Genomic DNA, 20,314 nt, shown 5'->3' on the forward strand with positions numbered 1-20,314 from the left:
GCGGAAGCTAGCCCAGTATGACGTCGAAGCTCGCGCGCAGCCCATCGGCGGAGCGTGTGATCCGCGCCGTCAGCATCTCGCGCTCGGTGGGCGACAGGCCTGCCCAGACCGCGTCCTCGTCCTTGTTCGCGTCGTCGGGGAAGTAGATGGCCGTGGTCAGCGCGCGGGGCTGGCCGGGGGGGAAGATGCGCAGATGGATATGCCGCCCCCGGCCCGGAAACAGCCCCGGCACCAGCGTGGTGAAGGCATAGCGCCCGACGCCGTTGGTGGTGGTGCGGCCATAGCCCTGGAAGCCCAGATCCCTGCGGCCCAGATTGGGGTCGCGCGGGTTCATGTAGATGCCCGCGGCGTCGGGCTGCCAGATCTCCATCGCCGTGCCCGGCTGCGCCAGCCCACCGATCCGCCTGACCTGGCCCGTCAGCAGCAGGGGCGTGCCCTGGGCGGGCTGCGGGGCACCGGCCACATGCAGCAGGTCCGCATCGGCATCGCCCGGGATCTCACGCGGGTAGTAGGCGCCCTCGCGCAGCATGGGCGTGGTGCCGGCCACGGATTTGTATTCGGTGCAGCTGCCGACGGGCAGCAGCAGGCCGGCCATCATCAGGGCGCGGCGGGTGGCGAGAACGGGATCGGGCATCGGTGCCGGAATAAACGGCGGCACGCCGCCCTGCGAGTGACGAAGCGTGACGAAGCTTCACGCGCCGTGGTGTCACACCGTGAGGGCGCGGATCTTCTCCAGCAGGGCAGGGGGGATGGAAAGGCCCGCCGGCAGGGCGCCGTGGCGGGCACCGGGCAGGCGCACGCCCTCATCCTCCAGCATCGCGGCCACCAGGGTTTCCACCCGCGTGAGATAACCGGCCTCGCCTGCCAGGGCGCCGGGGTCGATCACCAGCAGCGCCTGGCCCAGGGCCGGGCGGTTGCCCTCATCCTGGAAGAAGCCGTCCGCCTCGAAGCCGAAGGCCGCACCGGTCAGCGCCACGCAGAGCAATTCGACCGCCAGCGCCAAGGCCGCGCCCTTGGGGCCGCCCAGCGCCAGCATGGCGCCGCCCATGGCGGCCTTGGGGTCGGTGGTGGGGCGGCCCTCCGCGTCCAGCGCCCAGCCTTCGGGAATGGCTTCCCCGCGCTGGGCGGCACCCGCGATCTTGGCGCGCGCCACCTGGCTGAGTGCCAGGTCGATCACCAGCGGCGCCGCATCCCGGCGGGGAAAGGCGGCGGCGACCGGGTTGGTGCCCAGCAGCGGGCGGCGCCCGCCCGGAACCGGCATGGCGAAGGGTGAGTTGGTGAAGGCCATGGCCACCAGCCCCTGCCGCGCCAGCCGCGCCACGGGCAGGCCCATGGCGCCCGCGTGGTGGCTGTTGGTGATGCCGATGAAGGCCACGCCATTGGCACGCGCGCGGGCGGCGCCCTCGGCCTCCGCCATCGCCAGTGCCGGATAGGCCAGCCCATGCCCCGCATCGATCAGCGCGGTGCCCGGGCGCTGCGCGATCACCTTCGGTTCCGCCGCGCCGTCCGCCCGGCCGTTGCGCAGGAAGGCCGCGTATTGCGGCACGCGCGACAGGCCGTGGCCCGGCTGGCCGATCGCCTCGCCGGCCACCAGCGCCTCCGCCGTCAGGGCCGCCATGCGCGGGTTGGCGCCGGCACGGGCCAGCGCGGTTTCGGCCAGGGCACGCAGGGTCTCGGTGGGGGTGGCATCGGTCATGGCGCGGAAACTGCCGTGATTCCGGCGCTTCGACCAGGGCTTGGCGCCGCCTGCCTTGCGGCCCATGCTGCCCGTCCAGGGAGTACCACCGCATGGACCACAGCAGGATCGACCGCATCGAGGCCATCATCCGCGCCCATATCGCGGAAGGCCGCCAGCACGGCGCGAGCTTCGCCATCGCCCACCGGGGCGGGGTCATCGCCCACCGGGTGCTGGGAGAGGCCCGCGCCGGCGCCCCGGCCGGCGACGACACGCTGTGGCTGCTCTATTCCAACACCAAGGTCATCACCGCCTGCGCGGTGTGGATGCTGGCCGAGGAAGGGCGCATCCGCTTCGAGGACCCGGTGGCGCTGCACATCCCCGGCTTCTCGAAATACGGCAAGGGCGGCATCACGATCATCCAGCTGCTGTCCCACCAGGGCGGCTTCCCGAACGCCGCCGTGCCGCCCGAGGCCTGGGAAGACCCGGCCCTGCTGGCGGAGGTGGTCTGCGACTTCACCCTGGAATTCACCCCCGGCAGCCGTGTGCATTACCACGCCGCCGCCGCGCATTGGGTGGCGGCCGTGCTGATCCGCCGCGTGACCGGCCAGGACCACCGCGACTTCATCCGTGAGCGCATCATCCGCCCGCTGGGGCTGGAGAAGGAGCTGTTCGTCGGCCTGCCCGACGCCGCTCACCCGCGCGCCTCGGACATGCACGACGTGACGGAGCTGGGCCTGGTGCCGCGCATGCCGGAATGCGGGCCGGCGCATCGGCGCGCCGGCGTGCCGGGCGGCGGCGGGTACGCCACCGCGCGCGCCATGGCGCTGTTCTATCAATCCCTGCTGGGGAACGGGCCGCGCCTCGTCTCCCGCCGGACCATTCAGTACGTGACCCGCAACTTCACCGGCGACAGGCCGGACCTGGCGCAGGGCGTGCCGATGCACCGGGGCCTGGGGCCGCATTCGCGCGGGGTGAGCGACACGATCCGGGGCCTGGGCACCATCGCGCATCCGCTGACCTTCGGGCATGGCGGTGTCGGCAGCAGCTATGTCTGGGGCGACCCTGACAGCGGGCTCAGCTTCGCCTTCCTGTCCAATGCGCGGCAGAGCGACGAAGACTGGCATGTGGCGCGGATGGATGTGCTCAGCAACCTGGCCCACGCGGCGCTGGGGTAGGGCGGGGGGCAAAGCCCCGGCCTTACCCTATCGCGTCGGCACCGGCGGGTTCTGGCTGTAGTCGTAGAAGCCCTTGCCGGACTTCCGGCCGTACCAGCCGGCTTCCACGTATTTCGCCAGCAGCGGGCAGGGGCGGTACTTGCTGTCGCCCATGCCGTCGTGCAGCACCTTCATGATGGCCAGGCAGGTATCCAGCCCGATCAGGTCCGCCAGTTCCAGCGGGCCCAGCGGGTGGTTGGCGCCCAGCTTCAGGCCGGTGTCGATCGAGACCACATCGCCCACGCCTTCATACAGCGCGTAGCAGGCCTCGTTGATCATCGGCACCAGGATGCGGTTGACGATGAAGGCCGGGAAATCCTCGGCGGTCGCGGTGGTCTTGCCCATCCGCTTCGCCAGCGCGTCGATGGCCTGATAGGTCGCGTCGCTGGTGGCGATGCCGCGGATGATCTCGACCAGCTTCATGACCGGCACCGGGTTCATGAAGTGCATGCCGATGAAGCGGTCCGGCCGGTCCGTGCCCGCCGCCAGCCGCGTGATGCTGATGGAGGAGGTGTTGGAGGCCAGCAGCGCCTCGGCCTTCAGGTGCGGCAGCAGCGCCTGGAAGATCTTGGCCTTGATCGCCTCGTTCTCGGTCGCGGCCTCGATCACGAGGTCCGCGTCGTTGAACAGGGCGTAGTCGGTGCCGGGCCTGATCCGCGCCAGGGCCGCGTCGCGGTCCTCGGCGGTGATCAGGCTGCGGCTGACCTGGCGGTCCATGTTCTTGGCGATGGTGGCCATCGCCTTGTCCAGGGCCTCGGCCTTGACGTCGAGCAGCACGACGTCGAGGCCGGCCAGCGCCGCCACATGGGCGATGCCGTTGCCCATCTGCCCCGCGCCGATCACGCCGAGCGACTTGATCTCCGGCACGGGGTTCGCGCTCACTTCTTGTCCAGCTCGGCTTCGAGCTCGGGGATCAGCTTGAACAGGTCACCCACCAGGCCGTAGTCGGCGACCTGGAAGATCGGTGCCTCCTCGTCCTTGTTGATGGCCACGATCACCTTGCTGTCCTTCATGCCGGCCAGGTGCTGGATGGCGCCCGAGATGCCGACGGCGATGTACAGTTCCGGCGCCACGATCTTGCCGGTCTGGCCCACCTGGAAGTCGTTGGGGGCATAGCCCGCATCGACCGCCGCACGGGACGCACCGACGGCGGCACCCAGCTTGTCGGCCACCTTCTCGATGATGGCGAAGTTCTCGGAGGAACCCATCGCGCGGCCGCCGGAGATGACGATGCGGGCGGCGGTCAGTTCCGGGCGCTCGCTCTTCTGCACCTCGGCGCCGACGAAGCTGGACAGGCCGGGGTCGGCGGCGGCCACGATCTTCTCGACCGGGGCGGAACCGCCGGTGGCGGGCACGGGGTCGAAGCTCGCGGCGCGGACCGTGATCACCTTCTTCGGGTCGGCGCTCTTCACCGTGGCCAGCGCGTTGCCGGCATAGATCGGGCGCACGAAGGTATCGGCATCCACCACGCCCGCGATGTCGCTGAGCGGCTGCACGTCGAGCAGGGCGGCCACGCGCGGCATCACGTTCTTGCCGGCGGCGGAGGCCGGGGCGAGCAGGTGGGAGTAGCTGCCGGCCATGGTCACCAGCAGGGCGGCGGTGGGCTCGGCCAGGCGCTTGGCCAGGCTCGCGTCCTCGGCCACCAGCACCTTCGCGACGGAGGGCAGCTGGGACGCGCTCTCGGCGGCGGCGGCGGCGCCCTCACCGATCAGCAGCAGGTGAACCTCGCCCAGCTTGGCGCCGGCGGCGATGGTGCTGCGGGTGGGCTGGGTGACGGCCGCGCCGTCATGGTCCGCAAGGATCAGGATGGTCATGGTTCAGATCACCTTGGCTTCGTTGCGCAGCTTGTCGACCAGCTCCGCGACGGAGCCGACCTTCACGCCGGCGGAACGCTTCGCCGGCTCCTCGACCTTCAGCACCGTCAGGCGCGGCGTGGGGTCCACGCCGAGGTCGGCGGGCTTCACCGTCTCGATCGGCTTCTTGCGGGCCTTCATGATGTTGGGCAGCGAGGCATAGCGCGGCTCGTTCAGGCGCAGGTCGGCCGTCACGATGGCGGGCAGCGTCAGCTTCACCGTCTCCAGGCCGCCGTCCACTTCGCGCGTCACGGTGGCGGAGCCGTCGGCCAGCTCGACCTTGGAGGCGAAGGTGCCCTGGGCCCAGCCCAGCAGCGCCGCCAGCATCTGGCCCGTGGCGTTCATGTCGTCGTCGATGGCCTGCTTGCCGAGGATGACCAGCTGCGGCTGCTCCTTCTCGACCAGCGCCTTCAGGATCTTGGCGACGGCGATGGGTTCCAGCGTGCCGTCATGCTCGACCAGGATGCCGCGGTCGGCGCCCATGGCCAGCGCGGTGCGGATCTGCTCCTGGCAGGCGGTCGGGCCGGCGGACACGGCGATGATCTCGGTGGCGACGCCCTTTTCCTTCAGGCGCACGGCTTCCTCGACCGCGATTTCGTCGAACGGGTTCATCGACATCTTCACATTGGCGGTTTCCACGCCAGTGCCGTCGGACTTCACCCGGACCTTCACGTTGTAGTCCACCACCCGCTTAACCGGGACCAGCAGCTTCATCGCCTGATTGCCTTCTGATGTGGCCAATTTTCGCGGTGCCGAACATACACACGGATCAGCCCGGGGCAAGTTGCCCGGCTTGGTTCGACGCCATTTAGCGCCATGCCGCCCGACCGGCCGGTAGAATCGGGGGCGCGGTTGCGGGATGCAACCGTTAGTAACAGGCCCTGATCATTGCGCCGTCGGGCCTTACATGTTCTTCATCCGGCAACGCCGGGACGCACCCCGCGTTGAGGAGCCGCATGCAAGGGGACGAGGACCAGGCAACCGCCGATCAGGGCGCCGTCATGGAGTCCGCTGAGGACACGCTGCGCTTTTCCGGGCCGTTGGGCACGGCGGAGGCTGCCTCCCTCTGGCCACGCGCCATGGAGGCCGCGCGCCGTGGCGTGCGCAGCATCGACGCGCGCGGGGTGGTCTCCCTCTCGGGCACGGGCGCCGTGCTGCTGGCCGAGGTCGCGCGGCACGCGGGCGACGCCCCGATCGAGCCCCCTGGAGAGCACAGCGCGGCCGAAACCCTGAAGCGTATGAGCGACGCGCTGGCCGCGGCGCCTGCTCCGCCGCCGCCGCCCCGCGTGGGGCTCGTCACCCGCACGGGCCAGCTCGCCATCGGCACGGTGAAGCAGTGCCAGACCCGTGTGGGCTTCCTGGGGGAGGTGATGCTGGGCTGGGCCGGGCTGCTGGCCCGCCCCTGGCGGCTGCGGATCTCGGAACTGTTCCGCCACCTGGACGAGGCCGGGACGCGGGGCTTCGCCCTGTGCATCCTGCTCGGCACGCTGATCGGCGTGATCCTGGCCTTCCAGTCGGCGATTCCCATGCGCAAGTTCGGCGCCGAAACCTTCGTGCCGCAGCTGGTCGGCATCTCCCTCGTGCGCGAATTGGGGCCGCTGATCGCGGCCATCGTGCTGGCGGGGCGCACCGCCAGCGCCTATGCGGCCGAGCTCGGCACCATGAAGGTGAATGAGGAGATCGACGCGCTGTCGGTCATGGGCATCGACCCCGTGGCCTGGCTGGTGCTGCCGCGAATCCTGGCGGCCGGGCTCGTGATGCCCGTGCTGGCGCTGGTGATGGACCTGACGGGGCTGGTCGGCATGGGCTTCGTCATGCAGGGCCTCGGCATCCCGCCCAGCATGGTGATGAATTCCCTGCAGGACTGGGTCTCGGTGGGTGATCTGTGGGGCGGGCTGTTCAAGGCGCTGATCTTCGGCCTGACCATCGGGCTGATCGGCTGCCGCTCGGGGCTCAAGACCGGGGGCGGGCCGCGCGCGGTGGGCGATGCCGCGACCTCGGCCGTGGTGGGCTCCCTGGTGGCGGTGGTGGTGCTGGACGGGCTGTTCGCGATCATCTTCTTCCGGCTGGGGTGGTAGCCATGGCGGACAACGTCATCGAGGTGGAGAAGCTGGCCGCCCGCTTCGGCAGCCGCACCGTCTTCCAGGACGTGACCTTCGAGGTGCGCCGGGGGGAGGTGTTCGTCATCCTCGGCGGATCGGGATGCGGCAAATCCACCCTGCTGAAGCTGCTGATCGGGCTGATTCCGCCCGCCGAGGGCGAGGCAAGGGTGCTGGGCAACCCGCTGAACCGGCTGCACGGCCGCCCGCGCCAGCAGGCGCTGGCCCGCATCGGGGTGATGTGGCAGCAGGGCGCGCTGCTGGGCAGCCTGAACCTGATGCAGAATGTCGCCGTGCCGCTGGAACAGCACACCAAGCTGCCGCGTGAGGCGCGCGAGGCGGTGGCGCGCGCGCGGCTGGGGCTGGTGGGGCTGGGCGATGCCGCCACTCGACTGCCGGCCGAGATCTCGGGCGGCATGCTCAAGCGCGCCGGCATCGCCCGCGCCATGGCGCTGGACCCTGAGATCCTGTTCCTGGACGAGCCAAGCGCCGGGCTCGATCCCATCACCTCGGCGGGGTTGGACGACCTGATCACGACACTGGCACGCGAGACCGGCACGACCTTCGTGGTGGTGACGCACGAACTGCAATCCATCCTGGCCATCGGGGACCGCTGCATCATGCTGGACAAGGATGCCAAGGGCATGATCGCCGAGGGCAACCCGCGCGAGCTGCGCGACAATGCAACCCACCCCAAGGTGCGCGCCTTCTTCCGGCGTGAGGTGCTGGAGCAGAAGGCATGAGGCGCAGTGCCTATTCCGTCGGCATCCTGGTGCTGACCGCCGTGGCCCTCGGCCTGGGCTTCCTGTTCTTCCTGACCGCCGACGCGTTCCGCGCGCGCGGCGGCGAGATGTACGAGACCTATTTCCGCGAATCCGTGCAGGGGCTGGATGTGGGCTCCACCGTGCGCTTCCGCGGCGTGCAGGTGGGCCGCGTGACGCAGATCGGCCTGGTCGCCGCCACCTATCGCAGCGCCGAGCGCCAGAATGAGGGCGCGGCCTTCCGGCTGGTGCTGGTGCGCTTCTCGCTGAACCGCGACCAGCTGGGGGCGGAGCTGTCGATCGAACGTTCGATCGCGAACGGGCTGCGGGCGCGGCTGTCCAGCCAGGGCATCACGGGCGTGTCCTATATCGAGCTCGATTTCGTCGATGCCCATCGCTATCCGGTCCGCGCCATCCCGTGGGAGGCCGAGTACCCGGTGATCCCGTCCATGCCCTCGACCACGGCCCAGGTGCAGTCGGCCGCCGAGGCGCTGATGACCCGGCTGGAGCAGATCGACCTGAACGGCATGCTGACCAATCTCAGCGGGCTGGTGACGGACCTGCGCACCCAGCTGGCGCCCACGGGCACGGGCGGGCAGGTGCTGACCGAGCTCGCGGTGCTGGCGCGCAGCCTGCGCCAGTCAGCCGAAGCCGCGGACCTGCCGGCACTGGCCAACGAGCTGCGCAGCACGGTCGCGGCCGCCCATGCCGTGATGGAAAGCCCCGAGCTGCGCCAGGCCCTGCGGGAAGGCAGTGCCGCCATGACCGCGCTGCGCCAGGCGTCCCAGCGGCTGCCCAACACGGTGGGGCAGCTGGAGACCGCCCTGCGCGGCGCGCGCGGCGCCACGCTGGACACCCAGGCCGAACTTGTGCCCCTGCTGCGCGACCTGCGCGCCGTGACCGGTAATCTGAGGGATGTGACCGAGATGCTTCGACGCTCGCCGAGCCAGACCTTGCTGGGCGCCCCGCCGCCGGCCGGGGGCGGCCGATGAACCGCCGCGCGATGCTGCTTGCGCTGGGCGTGCTGCCCGGCTGTTCCGTCCTGCCTGAGCGGCCCTATGTCGAGACCCGGCATTTCCCGCTGGAGCCGCGCCGCCCGGCCGGGGCACCCGCTGCCGCCGGCGGGCGGGTGCTGCTGCTGCGGGCGGTGCGCCCGGGGGCGGGGATGGACGGGCGTTCCCTGCGTTCCGTCCGCGCCGACGGCACGCTGGCGCTGGCGCCCTATGCCGAATGGGCGGCCCCGCCGGCCGAGGCGGTCGAATCGGCGCTGCGGCAGTGGCTGCAGGCCAGCGGCCTGTTCTCCGCCGTCACGGCCACCGGCAGCCGCCTGCCCAGCGACCTGGTGCTGGAGGTGGAGCTGACCGCGCTGGAAAGCCGGCCTGACCGCGCGGTGGCCGCGTTCTCCGCCCTGCTGGTGGAGGATGGGGGGCTGGTTTCCAGCCGCCTTCGCGGGCAATTCGCCCTGCGCGGAGAGGCGCCGATGCGCGGCGAAGGCGATGCCGCCGCGGCGGCCGCCATGACCGCGGCACTCGCCGCGGCCTTCACCGCGCTGGAGAGCGATATCGCCGGCGCGCTGCGGAGCCCCGCTCCCCGCCGCTGATTGTAGAAAAAATGAGACCAACGAGACGATAACCCCGCCTCGTTAACCTTTGGCTCATCATCTCCGCAGATTCTCATTTTCGAGACGAATGATCGTTTTCGGAGATGATGATGCGGGTGGCGATACACGAGAGACGGGACCTCTGGGAAGAGATCTGGCGCGAGTATGACGAAGGCCGCCCCGTCTCCCAGCCTGCACAGCCGGTTTCCGCCCCCGCCAGGCCCGCGCCGCGCCGCCGGTCGCGCCTGGTGCGGATCGCGGGGGCGTTGGGGCTGCTCGGGTTGCTCGGCACTTATCTGGCTGCGCCCTTCGTGGCGGCGGCGACACTGGGTGAGGCGCTGGCCAGGGGCGATGCCGCCCGGCTGGAGGCGCAGGTCGATTGGGCGCGGCTGGCGCCGCAATTCGCCGAAGGGCTCGGCAGCCAGCCCCTCTCGCCGCAGGCCGACCGCTTCCTGGCGGGCATGGCGCACGACGTCGCCCAGGGCATGGCCACGCCGGCGGGGCTGATTGGCGCGCTGCGGGACCGCCTGCCGCGCGATGCCGGCGGCTTCGGGATGATCGGCGCCGTGCGGCCGCTGGGCGCGAGGGAGTGGCAGGTCTCCCTGCATGCACCCGGCGAAGCCGAGCAGGCACTGAGCGTGACGCTGGCCCTGCAGGACCCGTGGCGGATGCAGTGGCAGGTGGTGGGGGTGCAGGTGGCGCCGCGCCGCGCCGATTGGGGCCTGTAACGAATCTCGCATAATTTCTTTGCATTCCCGCAGTGCGGCAGGCTTCGATGAGGGCCTCAGCCTCGGGAGACCGGCATGCGGCGCAGAAGCCTTCTTGCCTCCGGTGCGGTCCTGGCCTCGACGGGCCTGCGGGCCGAGCCCCTCGACGTGGATGTGGCGTTGGTGCTGGCTGTCGATGTCAGCCGTTCCATCGACCCGGACGAGGCGCGGCTGCAACGCGAAGGCTATCGCAACGCCCTGACGGATGAACGCGTGGTGCAGGCGATTTCACGCGGCAGCATCGGCGCGATCGGCCTGGCCTATGTCGAATGGGCGGGGGCCGAGTATCAGCGCCTGATCCTGCCCTGGACGCGCATCACCGGGGCTGCCGACACGGCCCGATGGGCGGATGCGCTGTCGGAGGCGCCGCGCGCCAGCCTCTCCTGGACCAGCGTATCGGGCGCCATCGACTTCTCCCGCCGGACCCTGGCGGATTGCCCCTTCGAGGCCACGCGGCGGGTGATCGACGTCTCGGGCGATGGGGTGAACAATTCCGGCCGCCCGGCCGAGATGGCGCGCGACGAGGCGGTGGCCGAGGGCATCGTCATCAACGGCCTGCCCATCGTGAACGACAAGCCCAATTTCGGCCGCCCGCCGCCCGTGCCGCTCGACCAGTATTTCCGCGACAGCGTGATCGGCGGGCCGGGCGCGTTCATGATCGTGGCCGAGGATTTCGAGGCGTTCGGGGGCGCTGTGCGGCGCAAGCTGATCCGGGAGATTGCGGGGGGTGGTGGGCCGATGAGAGGGTAGAAGTGATGTTCTTTTTTGTAAAAAAGAACCAAAGAACTTTTGATTATTTTTGCGTGTAATCATTAACACTAAAATTTACAAAAGTCTTTTTGCTTCTTTTTCTACAGAAAAAGAAGATTATATTGTTCCACTGGATTGAAGCCAGTTTGGGTGTTCGGGGCTTCACGCGCCCCCCGCCTCGCGCCAAGCTCCCCCCACCAACGGGAGAACATCCAATGAAGCGCCTTCAGGTCGGCGACGTGTCCATCACCTCCATCATCGAGCGCGACGGCCCCTGGCGCGTGGCCGAGACCATGTTCCCCGGCGCGCCCCCGGGCGCCGTGAACGCCCTGCTGCCGCAGATGGACCCCCGCACCTGGGAGGCTTCGACCAACAAGATGGTCATCACCTACCAGAGCTTCGTGCTGCGCACCCCGCACCACGTCATCCTGGTGGACACCTGCACCGGCGAGGACAAGGGCTATCCGGCGCCGATGGATTTCCCGAAGCAGCCCTGGCTGGACGGGCTGAAGGCCGAGGGGCTGACGGTGGAGGATGTGGACTATGTGTTCTGCACCCACCTGCACATCGACCATTGCGGCTGGAACACCGTGCTGCGCGACGGCAAATGGGTGCCGACCTTCCCCAACGCCAAATACGTGTTCCACAAGAAGGAATACGAATTCTGGGAAGCCCAGGCGAAGCTCGGCGACAGCGGCACCCATAAGCCCGAAGTGTTCCACATGAACTGCGAGCCCATCGTGGCGGCCGGCCAGGCGCTGCTGGTGGATGACGACTACTCGCTGGACGACACCATCACGCTGATCCCGACGCCGGGCCATTCGGCCTGCCACTGCTGCGTGAACATCTCCTCCAAGGGGCAGCGCGCGGTCATCACGGGCGACCTGATGCACCACCAGCTGCAGGTGAACGAGCCGAGCTGGTCCACCATCTTCTGCCACGACCCGCTGGCGGCGGCGGAATCGCGGCTGAAGATCTTCCGCGATACGGCGGATACGCCCGCGACCATCCTGCCCATCCACTTCCCGGCGCCGACGGCGGGGCGGCTGAAGCACACGGCGGATGGCTTCCGCTGGGCATTCGTCAACGATTGACGGCGCGTTCCAGGGGCGTTGTCCCCGGTCAGGGGCACCGCCCCTGACCGCCCTGATGGAAGTTCGGCGCCCACTCCCCGGGGGGGCAGGGCCGCCACGGTTCCGGCAGGGGATCGGGGGCGACGCCCTCGGGGCCGGAACCAACTTGACCGTACAGGCACCCCGGGACCATTCTCGCCCGACAGGTCACAAGGAAACGTCCCATGCTCGAAAGCAGCCGCAAGGAACTCCGCATCTCCTCGATGCGGGACAAGGTCAGCCCCGCCGAATGGCAGTGCCGCGTGGACACCGCCGCCGCCTATCGCCTGGTCGCGATGTACGGCATGGACGACATGGGGGCGAACCACATCTCCATGCGCATCCCGGGCGAGGGGCACAACTTCCTCATCAACCCGTACGGCATGCAGTATGAGGAGATCACCGCCTCCTCGCTGATCAAGATCGACGAGCACGGCAATGTACTGGCCAAGCCCGACTACGGCGATTTCGATTTCGGCATCAACCGCGCGGGCTTCGTCATCCACTCCGCGATCCATACGGCGCGTGAGGACGCGAACTGCGTCATCCACACCCATACCTGGCCGGGCATGGCGATCTCCTCGCTGGAATGCGGCCTGCTGCCGCTGACCCAGACGGCGATGCGCTTCCTCAAGATCGCGTATCACGACTTCAACGGCGTGGTGCTGGACATGTCCGAGCAGGAGCGCCTGGTGCGTGACCTGGGCACGGCGAACAGCATGATCCTGAAGAACCACGGCCTGCTGGTCACGGGCGCCACGGTGGGCGAGGCCTTCAACTGGCTGCACCGGCTGGAGAAGAGCTGCTTCGCGCAGCTGGCGGCGATGGCCTGCAACACGCCGCTGAACAAGGTGCCGGAACACGTGCTGGAGCAGACCTGGAACAACTACCAGCCCAAGACCCGCCGGCCCTTCGGCGTGATGGAATGGCCCGGCCTGCTGCGCAAGCTGGACCGGCAGAACCCCGGCTACGATACCTGAGAGAGACAACAGGGGCCCGGCATCGACCGGGCCCTTTTTCGTTCAGCCGCCCTTCTTGGCCAGCTCGGCCTTCAGCCGCGCCACCTCGGCCTTCAGCTCATCCACCTCGGAGCGCGCGCCGGTCACGCCGGCGAACGGGTTGAACATCCCCATGGCGCGCTCGATCATCGCCATGTTGTTGCGGCTGATCTCGGTGATGTCGAAGGGGTTGAAGCCGCCCATGGCGCTCTGCATCTGCTGGCGCCACTGGTCCTGCTGGCCGGTGAAGGCACCCATGGCCGCCTCCAGATAGCGCGGCACCAGCCCGCCCATCTGGTCGCCGTAGAACTGGATCAGCTGGCGCAGGAAGGGCTCGGGCAGGAGGGAGGTTCCCTTCGCCTCTTCCTCGACGATGATCTGCGTGAGGACGGACCGCGTGATGTCCTCCCCGGATTTCGCGTCATAGACCACGAAATCACGGCCCTGGCGGATCATCAGCGCCAGGTCCTCAAGCGTGACGTAGCTGCTGCTCTCGGTGTTGTAGAGGCGACGATTCGCGTATTTCTTCACCACCACAGGGGGGGTGGGAGTGTCCTTGCCCGTATCAGCCATGGAAGCAGCCTTGCCTTGTGCCATGTGTTGCCTCATCCCCCCAATTCGTTGCTGCGTGCAGGCTAGCACACGCGACGGGGTTCGTGTCATGCCCCGAAAGCCGCGCTATAAGGCCCTCTGACCCCGATTACACAGGCATGGATGACTTTCCCCCCCGATCTCGACAGCCTCGCCGAGGATTGGATCACGTTGTGGCAGAGCGAACTGGCGGCGCTGGCGACCGATCCCGAGCTGGCGGAGGCCTGGGCGGCCAGCGTTTCGCTGGCGGCGGCGTTCTGGCGCGCCCAGAGTGCGAAGGGGTTCCGGCCTGATGCCGCCGCATGGGCAGGGCTTTGGCCCGGCTTCCCCCCCGGTTTCAACCCAGGCTTTCCGGGCGCCGGGCAACCCGCCCCCGGGCCCGATGCTGCGCCGCGGCCCGCGCCCGCTCAGCCTGCACCTGATGGGCAGCATGATGCGCGCGATGGCGGCGATGCAGCCCGCCCAGGGAACGACATGGCTGACCGCCTCGCTGCCCTCGAACGCCGCCTGGCCGAGATCGAGGGCGGGGCGGGAGAAGCGGGCGGAGATCGCAAGCCGCCTCGCGGAACTCGGCGCAAGCCCTGAGGCCTTCCAGGCCGCGGTATTCGGCAAGCTGCTGGAACAGGACCGCGCGTTGCTCAAGGGCATCGCGGCCTATCGCCGTCACCCGCATGCCCGCACCCTGGCCGACCCGCCGGCCATCTGGGCCGAAGGTGCTGCCCGCATCCTGGATTTTGGCGGTACCGGAACGCCCGTGCTGTTCGTGCCGAGCCTGGTGAACCGCGCCCATGTGCTGGACCTGGATGAGGGCGCCAGCATGCTGCGCTTCCTGGCCGGGCAGGGGCTGCGGCCGCTGCTGCTGGACTGGGGCTGGCCGGGCCCCGCGGAGCGCCGCTTCACCCTGACCGACGTGGTGGCCGGCCGGCTGGAACGCGCGATCACGGCCATGCCCCAGCCCGTGGTGCTGGCCGGATACTGCATGGGCGGGCTGCTGGCGCTCGGCGCCGCATTGCGCCGGCCGGACCGCGTGCGTGCCCTCGCATTGCTCGCCACCCCCTGGGATTTCCACGCGGAGGACCCGGTGCGCGCCCGTGCGCTTGCCAGCCTGCTGCCGGGCTTCGAGCCGGTGATGGAGACCATGGGCGCGCTGCCGGTGGATGCGCTGCAGGTGCTGTTCGCGGCGCTGGAGCCCTTCGGCGTCGCGCAGAAATACCGCGCCTTCGCCCGGCTGGACCCTGACAGCGCCCGCGCGCGCCGCTTCGTCGCGCTGGAGGACTGGCTGAACGACGGCATCCCGCTGCCGGCACCCGTCGCGCGGGAGACCCTGGGCGGCTGGTATGGGCGCAACGACACCGCGCGCGGCGAATGGCTGCTCGCGGGCCTGCCGGTGCGGCCGCAATCCTGGGCGGGCCCGGCCTTCGTCGCGATCCCGGAGCGCGACCGCATCGTGCCGCCGGCGTCCTCCGCACCGCTCGCCGCGATGCCGGGCGCCACCCTTCATCGCGCGGCCTCGGGCCATATCGGCATGGTGGCCGGCGAGGGCGCGGAACGCGCCCTGTGGCGGCCCTTCCTGGACTGGGTGCGGGGGCTTTGACTGCCGCCCGCTCAGGCGCGACCTTAGCCTGACGGTCGATCGGCCCTAGGCCGCCGCTGCCTGCCTGCTGCCATGCACATGATAGCGCGACGGGTCCAGGATGCGCGTGCCCTCCGGGTTCGCATCCGAATACTCATAGACCGGGCCTTCCCAGGCGCCGAAATCGATCGGGCCGCCGCCGCCGTAGTGATAGATCTGCGTGTCGCGCGCCGCGATCACCTTGGCGCCGGTGGTCAGCGCCAGGTAGCCGCAGAAGCGTTTCCCGTCGCCCCAGGTGCCGACATTGCCGGCATAGGTATCGGCGGGCGCGCAGGCGAACAGCACGATCTCGTCCACCAGCCCCTTCCAGGTGCTGGTCAGGCCATAGTTGAACAGGTTCAGCCCCTCCCGCCCCAGCTGCAGGCCGAAGCCGCCATGGGCGGCGGGCACGCACATGCCGCTGCCCAGGTCCCAGTTGTTCTCGTAGCCGTGGCACAGGATATGCAGCTTGGTCAGCTTGCGCTTCTGCCGCGCGCGCCGGGCCACAGTCTCGGTGATGTGGCGGATGCCGGTTTGATTGTTCACCTGCATGACGAAACTGTACCAGGCGGGCGTGTCGCCGGTCAGTCGCCGGTCGTGGATCACCATCGTGGCCATGGATGTTTTCCTTTTGGACGGCGGATGCTTCACGCGCCTTCCCGGCCGAACAAAGAAGATTCGCGGTCCTCAAGCGGAGTTGATCCCCGACCGGCCGGCCCTACCTCAATTCGGATGAGAACCGGTGTGCTGGACGGCGCGCCCGCCCCAGAGCAGACTAGGCACCAGAGAAGGGAGACGCCCCCCATGACCGATATCGTGATCGCTTCCGCCGCCCGCACGCCCGTGGGCAGCTTCAACGGCGCCTTTGCCAGCCTGCCGGCCCACACGCTGGGCCAGGCGGCGATCGAGGCCGCGCTGACCCGCGCCGGCGTCGCCGCCAGTGAGGTGGACGAGGTTATCCTCGGCCAGATCCTGGCCGCGGGCGAAGGCCAGAATCCGGCCCGCCAGGCCGCGGTGCATGCGGGCATCCCGCATGAGGCCACCGCCTTCGGCATCAACCAGCTCTGCGGTTCCGGCCTGCGCGCCGTGGCCCTCGCGGCCCAGCAGATCCAGGCGGGCGACGCCACCATCGTGGTGGCCGGCGGCCAGGAGAGCATGACCCAGGCCCCGCACGCGGCCCAGATGCGCGCCGGCACCAAGATGGGCGGTCTGGAACTGACCGACACCATGCTGAAGGACGGTCTGTGGGACGCCTTCCACGGCTATCACATGGGCAACACCGCCGAGAACGTGGCCCAGAAGTACCAGATCAGCCGCGCCGAGCAGGACGAGTTCGCCGCCAACAGCCAGCGCAAGGCGGGCGAGGCCCAGAAGGCCGGCCGCTTCAAGGACGAGATCACCCCCGTCACCATCAAGACCCGCAAGGGCGACGTGGTGGTCGAGGCCGACGAGTATCCCCGCCCCGACACCACCATCGAGACCCTGGCCAAGCTGCGCCCCGCCTTCGACAAGAACGGCACCGTGACGGCCGGCAATGCCTCCGGCATCAATGACGGCGCCGCCGCCCTGGTGGTGATGAGCGCGGATGAGGCCAAGAAGCGCGGCATCACGCCGCTGGCCAGGATCGTCAGCTGGGCCACCGCCGGCGTGGACCCCGCCATCATGGGCACGGGCCCCATTCCCGCCAGCCGCAAGGCGCTGGAGAAGGCGGGCTGGACCGTGGCCGACCTCGACCTGATCGAGGCGAATGAGGCCTTCGCGGCCCAGGCCATCGCGGTGAACAAGGACCTGGGCCTGGACACCAGCAAGGTGAACGTGAACGGCGGCGCCATCGCGCTGGGCCACCCGATCGGCGCCTCGGGCGCGCGGGTGCTGACCACGCTGCTGTATGAAATGCAGCGCCGCGACGCGAAGAAGGGCCTGGCCACGCTGTGCATCGGCGGCGGCATGGGCGTGGCGATGTGCCTGGAGCGGGTGTGAGAAGGGGCTTCGCGCCCTAGACCGACCAGGGGGCATCGCCCCCTGGGCCTCCGGGAAGTCGGCGCCCGCTGCTCGGTAGCGGCGCGGGGGCAAAGCCCCCGAGACCTACCCGGCCGCGAACTCCTTCTGCTCCTTCACCACCGCCTCCGCCGCCGCCTCGGCCGCCTTGTGCAGCCAGCCCTTGGCCATGCGTTTGGCTTCCTCGCGCACGCCCGGCCAACGTTCCGCGTCGCCGGCCTGGCAATTGGCGATCTCGCGGCCCATGGCGGCCAGCATGCGCGCCTCCAGCAGCTGGGACGCGCTGTCTTTCACCTCGATCTTGCGGCTGTTGGGCGACAGGCGACGGGTGATGATCGCGCCGATCTGCCGGTAATACGGGTCCGGGGCGCGGAACCGGCCGGTGGCCACGGCCTGGGCGCTGATGGCGTCGTCTGTGGGCGCCTGGGCCAGGTTCCAGCCCGAGGGAACCAGCGCCTTCGATTCCCGCAGGACCAGCCCGCCACGCCAATCCGCCCGCGCGACGAAGCGCGGCCGCCCCAGGCTGCCGGTGCCTGCCGTGCGGGGCGAGAAGACAGGCACGCCATGGCCCGCCGGCAGCACGGCCAGCAGGGCCTGTTCATGCGCGGGCAGGGCAGGGGCGGCGGGCAGCGCCTCGAACTTCGCCCAGAAGGCGGCGCGGTCTTCCTCCGGCACCAGCACCGCCTTGCGCAGCCATTTCCAGTCCCGTTCCAGCACGATCGGGCAGGGTGCCTCCGCGCCGTCCAGGAAGCCGGACAGGATGGCATCGCAGCTCTCCCGCCCGCCGCCCGCCAGCAAGGCGCTCACGGCCAGCCGCAGGAGGTCGAGCGGCCAGGGCATGACGGCGGCCTCGTCGAAGTCGTTCACGCCCCAGACCAGGCGGCCCTCATCGTCGCGCCAGGTGCCGAAATTCTCCAGATGCACGTCCCCGACGGCGAGCACCGGGGGCGCGCCCATCAGCTCCGGGCAGAGCGTGGGGATGATCTCCGCCCAGCGCCAATAGGTGGCGCGCAGGAAGGCGAAGGGGGCGGCCCGCATCCGGCGGTGCTTCGCGTCCAGGTCCGCCGCGACGACGTCCGGGCCCAGGCGACCGCGCAACCACTCCTCGTAGCGCGCGGTCGAGGATGCGATCCTCACAGCCCCAGCGCTTCCTTGGCGGCTTGCCAGCTTGCGCGGTCCGGGGTGGCGATGATGCCGCCATAGGTTTCCAGCGGGGTATAGGCGCTGCCGTCGAAGCGCGCGGAATAGCCGCCGGCCTCCCGGTGCAGCAGCCAGCCGGGGGCGTGGTCCCAGGGCATCAGGCGATTATAGACCAGCAGCTGCAGGTTGCCCGCCGCCGCATGCCACCATTCATGCGCCGAGCAGCGCAGGTTCTGCGCGCCGCCCAGCACGCTGAGGCGCGGCAGCAGCCGGGCCTGCAGCTCACCCGACATGTAGTGCCAGGCGACCATGCCCACGGTGCGCGACAGCGGCTGCGCCGTGCCCACCCGCATGTCCCGCCGCAGCCCGTCGGGTGTTTCGGTGAAGGCGCCCTCACCGCGCAGCGCCATGGCGATGTCGCGGGTGATCGGGTCATAGATCCAGCTGGCGATGGTCTCGCCATGGCGGATGGCGGCGACCATCACGCCGAACAGCGGCAGGCCCGCGGCGAAATTGGCCGTGCCGTCCACCGGGTCCACCACGAAGGCCAGGGGCGCGTCGGCCAGCCGGGCCAGCAGCGCGGGATCGGCGGCGCAGCCTTCCTCACCCACCACCAGGCAGCCGGGGAAGATGCGGGCCAGCCCGGCGGCGATGATCTTCTCCGCTCCCTCGTCCGCGTCGGTCACCAGGTCCAGCGGGCCGGACTTGGCGCGGATGTCGGCGGGCAGCAGCTGGCGGAAGCGGGGCATGATCTCCCGCGACGCTGCCTCCTTCAGCAGCGCCGCGACATCCGCCTGCTGGGCGTGGGTGATGCTCACGGGTCGTTGGCCGAACCAGGGAGCGTTTCCTCGCCGACCGGCGGGATGCGCTCGAAGCGGGATTTCGCCGCCTCCGAGATCCGCACCCGGATCACCAGCACATCCTCCTCCGCCTCGGTCGACAGCACCTCCGCATGGCGGTGCAGCCAGGCGATGCGCGCGCCGTCCCCGGCGGGGATGTGGAATTCCGCCACCTGCTCGCTGGCGGACAGCCGGCGGTCGATCTCGGCGGTCAGCCGGTCGAGGCCTTCCTCGTTCAGCGCGGAGACCGCGATGCCCGGCAGATCGCGGCCGGGCAGCAGGTCGGCCTTGTTCAGCACCTCCAGGATGCGGTTCGGCCAATCCTCGTCCAGCGCGGCGTCGGGGCCTTCGGACATCTCCGTCAGCACCTTCAGCACATCGGCGCGCTGGGCGGCGCTGTCGGGGTGGGCCGCGTCGCGCACATGCAGGATCACGTCGGCGGCGGCCACCTCCTCCAGCGTCGCGCGGAAGGCCTCGACGAGCTGCGTCGGCAGTTCGCTGATGAAGCCCACCGTGTCGGACAGGATGGCGGTACGGCCGGAGGGCAGGCGGATCTGCCGCATGGTCGGGTCCAGCGTCGCGAACAGCTGGTTCTCGGCATAGACGCCGGCCCCGGTCAGCGCGTTGAACAGTGTGGACTTGCCGGCGTTGGTGTAGCCGACGAGGGCCACGACCGGGAACGGCACCTTCTCCCGCGCCTTGCGGTGCAGGCCGCGGGTGCGGCGCACCTGCTCCAGCTCCTTCTTCAGGCGGATGATGCGCTCGTCGATCAGCCGGCGGTCGATTTCCAGCTGCGATTCGCCAGGGCCGCCGAGGAAGCCGAAGCCGCCGCGCTGGCGCTCCAGGTGGGTCCAGGACCGCACGAGGCGCGTGCGCTGATAGGAGAGATGCGCGAGTTCGACCTGCAGCACGCCTTCGCGGGTGCGGGCGCGCTCGCCGAATATCTCCAGGATCAGGCCGGTGCGGTCGATGACCTTGGTGCCCCAGGCGCGTTCCAGGTTGCGCTGCTGCACGGGGGTCAGGGCGGCATCCACCACCACGAGGCCCACCTCCTGGTCCTCCATCGCCTGGCGCGCGGCCTCGACCTGGCCTTCGCCCATCAGGGTCGAGGGCCGGCGTTCACGCACCGGGTGGATGGCGGAATGCACGATGGTGACGCCGATGGAGGCGGCAAGGCCCACGGCTTCCGCCAGGCGGGCTTCCGCGGCGCGCACGGCGCCGGGATTGAACTCCACCACGCCGGACGGCTGCGCCGGGCGCATATAGGGCAGGATGACGGCCGCCCGGGTGGGCGGCGCGCCG

The 20,314-nt window shown here is 69.9% G+C and carries 21 protein-coding genes; 11 read left to right on the top strand and 10 right to left on the bottom strand.

Annotated elements, in window-relative coordinates:
• Positions 1 to 7 precede the first annotated feature (7 nt).
• Positions 8 to 634, bottom strand: a complete 627-nt coding sequence (locus EOD42_RS07330) for a dioxygenase family protein (RefSeq protein WP_127786856.1) — start codon at positions 632 to 634, stop codon at positions 8 to 10.
• Between the two features lie 72 nt (positions 635 to 706).
• Positions 707 to 1,762 (bottom strand): Ldh family oxidoreductase, encoded by a 1,056-nt coding sequence (locus EOD42_RS07335; RefSeq protein WP_240655033.1) that lies wholly within the window; start codon positions 1,760 to 1,762, stop codon positions 707 to 709.
• A gap of 26 nt (positions 1,763 to 1,788) precedes the next feature.
• On the opposite strand from EOD42_RS07335, the gene EOD42_RS07340 reads away from it, so the two are divergent.
• The gene (locus EOD42_RS07340) at positions 1,789 to 2,853 is read left to right on the top strand and encodes a serine hydrolase domain-containing protein (protein WP_127786857.1); all 1,065 of its coding nucleotides are present in this window, start codon (positions 1,789 to 1,791) and stop codon (positions 2,851 to 2,853) included.
• 27 nt (positions 2,854 to 2,880) lie between these two features.
• Here EOD42_RS07340 and EOD42_RS07345 read toward each other — a convergent pair whose 3' ends face one another.
• The 3 genes from EOD42_RS07345 to EOD42_RS07355 are packed head-to-tail and all read right to left on the bottom strand — an operon-like array spanning position 2,881 to position 5,459.
• Entirely contained in the window at positions 2,881 to 3,774 is an 894-nt protein-coding gene (locus EOD42_RS07345; protein ID WP_456308042.1) for a 3-hydroxybutyryl-CoA dehydrogenase, read from the bottom strand.
• Positions 3,771 to 4,706 carry an FAD-binding protein gene (locus tag EOD42_RS07350; RefSeq protein WP_127786858.1) on the bottom strand — a complete coding sequence of 312 codons (936 nt, stop codon included), beginning with the start codon at positions 4,704 to 4,706 and terminating at the stop codon, positions 3,771 to 3,773. Before EOD42_RS07350 ends, EOD42_RS07345 begins: the two co-directional genes overlap by 4 nt.
• Before the next feature lie 3 nt (positions 4,707 to 4,709).
• A complete protein-coding gene (locus EOD42_RS07355) occupies positions 4,710 to 5,459 on the bottom strand; it encodes an electron transfer flavoprotein subunit beta/FixA family protein (protein WP_127786859.1) in 750 nt (249 codons plus the stop codon).
• A gap of 287 nt (positions 5,460 to 5,746) precedes the next feature.
• Between EOD42_RS07355 and EOD42_RS07360 the strand changes: the two genes are divergently transcribed.
• The 8 genes from EOD42_RS07360 (at position 5,747) to EOD42_RS07395 (ending at position 12,814) form a co-directional block, all read left to right on the top strand.
• Entirely contained in the window at positions 5,747 to 6,823 is a 1,077-nt protein-coding gene (locus EOD42_RS07360) for an MlaE family ABC transporter permease (RefSeq protein ID WP_240655036.1), read from the top strand.
• Between the two features lie 2 nt (positions 6,824 to 6,825).
• Positions 6,826 to 7,587 carry an ABC transporter ATP-binding protein gene (locus tag EOD42_RS07365; RefSeq protein ID WP_127786861.1) on the top strand — a complete coding sequence of 254 codons (762 nt, stop codon included), beginning with the start codon at positions 6,826 to 6,828 and terminating at the stop codon, positions 7,585 to 7,587.
• Positions 7,584 to 8,597, top strand: coding sequence for an MlaD family protein (locus EOD42_RS07370; RefSeq protein ID WP_127786862.1), 1,014 nt, complete (start codon positions 7,584 to 7,586; stop codon positions 8,595 to 8,597). The genes EOD42_RS07365 and EOD42_RS07370 overlap by 4 nt, the downstream gene beginning before the upstream one ends.
• Positions 8,594 to 9,205 carry an ABC-type transport auxiliary lipoprotein family protein gene (locus tag EOD42_RS07375; RefSeq protein ID WP_127786863.1) on the top strand — a complete coding sequence of 204 codons (612 nt, stop codon included), beginning with the start codon at positions 8,594 to 8,596 and terminating at the stop codon, positions 9,203 to 9,205. Before EOD42_RS07370 ends, EOD42_RS07375 begins: the two co-directional genes overlap by 4 nt.
• Positions 9,206 to 9,321: 116 nt before the next feature.
• On the top strand, positions 9,322 to 9,933 hold the full coding sequence (locus EOD42_RS07380) for a DUF2939 domain-containing protein (protein WP_164867820.1): 612 nt from the start codon (positions 9,322 to 9,324) through the stop codon (positions 9,931 to 9,933).
• A gap of 75 nt (positions 9,934 to 10,008) precedes the next feature.
• Positions 10,009 to 10,722, top strand: coding sequence for a DUF1194 domain-containing protein (locus tag EOD42_RS07385; protein ID WP_127786865.1), 714 nt, complete (start codon positions 10,009 to 10,011; stop codon positions 10,720 to 10,722).
• Between the two features lie 215 nt (positions 10,723 to 10,937).
• Positions 10,938 to 11,816: an MBL fold metallo-hydrolase gene (locus EOD42_RS07390; protein WP_127786866.1), complete on the top strand. Its 879-nt coding sequence runs from the start codon at positions 10,938 to 10,940 to the stop codon at positions 11,814 to 11,816.
• Between the two features lie 203 nt (positions 11,817 to 12,019).
• Positions 12,020 to 12,814, top strand: coding sequence for a class II aldolase/adducin family protein (locus EOD42_RS07395; protein WP_127786867.1), 795 nt, complete (start codon positions 12,020 to 12,022; stop codon positions 12,812 to 12,814).
• Positions 12,815 to 12,856: 42 nt separating this feature from the next.
• Here the strand turns inward: EOD42_RS07395 and phaR are convergent, their stop codons facing one another.
• Positions 12,857 to 13,405, bottom strand: coding sequence for a polyhydroxyalkanoate synthesis repressor PhaR (gene phaR / locus EOD42_RS07400; protein ID WP_127786868.1), 549 nt, complete (start codon positions 13,403 to 13,405; stop codon positions 12,857 to 12,859).
• A gap of 400 nt (positions 13,406 to 13,805) precedes the next feature.
• On the opposite strand from phaR, the gene EOD42_RS07405 reads away from it, so the two are divergent.
• Positions 13,806 to 15,017 carry an alpha/beta fold hydrolase gene (locus tag EOD42_RS07405; protein ID WP_206020285.1) on the top strand — a complete coding sequence of 404 codons (1,212 nt, stop codon included), beginning with the start codon at positions 13,806 to 13,808 and terminating at the stop codon, positions 15,015 to 15,017.
• 45 nt (positions 15,018 to 15,062) lie between these two features.
• Here EOD42_RS07405 and EOD42_RS07410 read toward each other — a convergent pair whose 3' ends face one another.
• Positions 15,063 to 15,653 (bottom strand): DUF4347 domain-containing protein, encoded by a 591-nt coding sequence (locus tag EOD42_RS07410; RefSeq protein WP_127786870.1) that lies wholly within the window; start codon positions 15,651 to 15,653, stop codon positions 15,063 to 15,065.
• Between the two features lie 186 nt (positions 15,654 to 15,839).
• Between EOD42_RS07410 and EOD42_RS07415 the strand changes: the two genes are divergently transcribed.
• The gene (locus EOD42_RS07415; protein ID WP_127786871.1) at positions 15,840 to 17,015 is read left to right on the top strand and encodes an acetyl-CoA C-acetyltransferase; all 1,176 of its coding nucleotides are present in this window, start codon (positions 15,840 to 15,842) and stop codon (positions 17,013 to 17,015) included.
• A 105-nt stretch (positions 17,016 to 17,120) separates the two neighbouring features.
• On the opposite strand, the gene EOD42_RS07420 is transcribed toward EOD42_RS07415, so the two are convergent.
• The 3 genes from EOD42_RS07420 to hflX are packed head-to-tail and all read right to left on the bottom strand — an operon-like array spanning position 17,121 to position 20,274.
• On the bottom strand, positions 17,121 to 18,170 hold the full coding sequence (locus EOD42_RS07420; RefSeq protein ID WP_206020286.1) for a DUF2252 family protein: 1,050 nt from the start codon (positions 18,168 to 18,170) through the stop codon (positions 17,121 to 17,123).
• Positions 18,167 to 18,991, bottom strand: a complete 825-nt coding sequence (locus EOD42_RS07425) for an inositol monophosphatase family protein (RefSeq protein WP_240655038.1) — start codon at positions 18,989 to 18,991, stop codon at positions 18,167 to 18,169. Before EOD42_RS07425 ends, EOD42_RS07420 begins: the two co-directional genes overlap by 4 nt.
• Positions 18,988 to 20,274: a GTPase HflX gene (gene hflX, locus EOD42_RS07430; RefSeq protein ID WP_127786872.1), complete on the bottom strand. Its 1,287-nt coding sequence runs from the start codon at positions 20,272 to 20,274 to the stop codon at positions 18,988 to 18,990. The genes EOD42_RS07425 and hflX overlap by 4 nt, the downstream gene beginning before the upstream one ends.
• Positions 20,275 to 20,314: the final 40 nt, after the last annotated feature.

The sequence above is a fragment of the Rhodovarius crocodyli genome (assembly GCF_004005855.1).
Taxonomy (GTDB): Bacteria; Pseudomonadota; Alphaproteobacteria; order Acetobacterales; family Acetobacteraceae; genus Rhodovarius; species Rhodovarius crocodyli.

Coding starts and splice junctions, on each gene's coding strand:
- EOD42_RS07415 (WP_127786871.1), top strand. CDS start 15,840: ATGACCGATATCGTGATCGCTTCCGCCGCCCGCACGCCCGTGGGCAGC.
- EOD42_RS07375 (WP_127786863.1), top strand. CDS start 8,594: ATGAACCGCCGCGCGATGCTGCTTGCGCTGGGCGTGCTGCCCGGCTGT.
- EOD42_RS07350 (WP_127786858.1), bottom strand. CDS start 4,706: ATGACCATCCTGATCCTTGCGGACCATGACGGCGCGGCCGTCACCCAG.
- EOD42_RS07410 (WP_127786870.1), bottom strand. CDS start 15,653: ATGGCCACGATGGTGATCCACGACCGGCGACTGACCGGCGACACGCCC.
- EOD42_RS07355 (WP_127786859.1), bottom strand. CDS start 5,459: ATGAAGCTGCTGGTCCCGGTTAAGCGGGTGGTGGACTACAACGTGAAG.
- EOD42_RS07365 (WP_127786861.1), top strand. CDS start 6,826: ATGGCGGACAACGTCATCGAGGTGGAGAAGCTGGCCGCCCGCTTCGGC.
- EOD42_RS07340 (WP_127786857.1), top strand. CDS start 1,789: ATGGACCACAGCAGGATCGACCGCATCGAGGCCATCATCCGCGCCCAT.
- EOD42_RS07390 (WP_127786866.1), top strand. CDS start 10,938: ATGAAGCGCCTTCAGGTCGGCGACGTGTCCATCACCTCCATCATCGAG.
- EOD42_RS07385 (WP_127786865.1), top strand. CDS start 10,009: ATGCGGCGCAGAAGCCTTCTTGCCTCCGGTGCGGTCCTGGCCTCGACG.
- EOD42_RS07405 (WP_206020285.1), top strand. CDS start 13,806: ATGCTGCGCCGCGGCCCGCGCCCGCTCAGCCTGCACCTGATGGGCAGC.
- EOD42_RS07335 (WP_240655033.1), bottom strand. CDS start 1,762: ATGGGCCGCAAGGCAGGCGGCGCCAAGCCCTGGTCGAAGCGCCGGAAT.
- EOD42_RS07330 (WP_127786856.1), bottom strand. CDS start 634: ATGCCCGATCCCGTTCTCGCCACCCGCCGCGCCCTGATGATGGCCGGC.
- EOD42_RS07395 (WP_127786867.1), top strand. CDS start 12,020: ATGCTCGAAAGCAGCCGCAAGGAACTCCGCATCTCCTCGATGCGGGAC.
- hflX (WP_127786872.1), bottom strand. CDS start 20,274: ATGCGCCCGGCGCAGCCGTCCGGCGTGGTGGAGTTCAATCCCGGCGCC.
- phaR (WP_127786868.1), bottom strand. CDS start 13,405: ATGGCTGATACGGGCAAGGACACTCCCACCCCCCCTGTGGTGGTGAAG.
- EOD42_RS07360 (WP_240655036.1), top strand. CDS start 5,747: ATGGAGTCCGCTGAGGACACGCTGCGCTTTTCCGGGCCGTTGGGCACG.
- EOD42_RS07370 (WP_127786862.1), top strand. CDS start 7,584: ATGAGGCGCAGTGCCTATTCCGTCGGCATCCTGGTGCTGACCGCCGTG.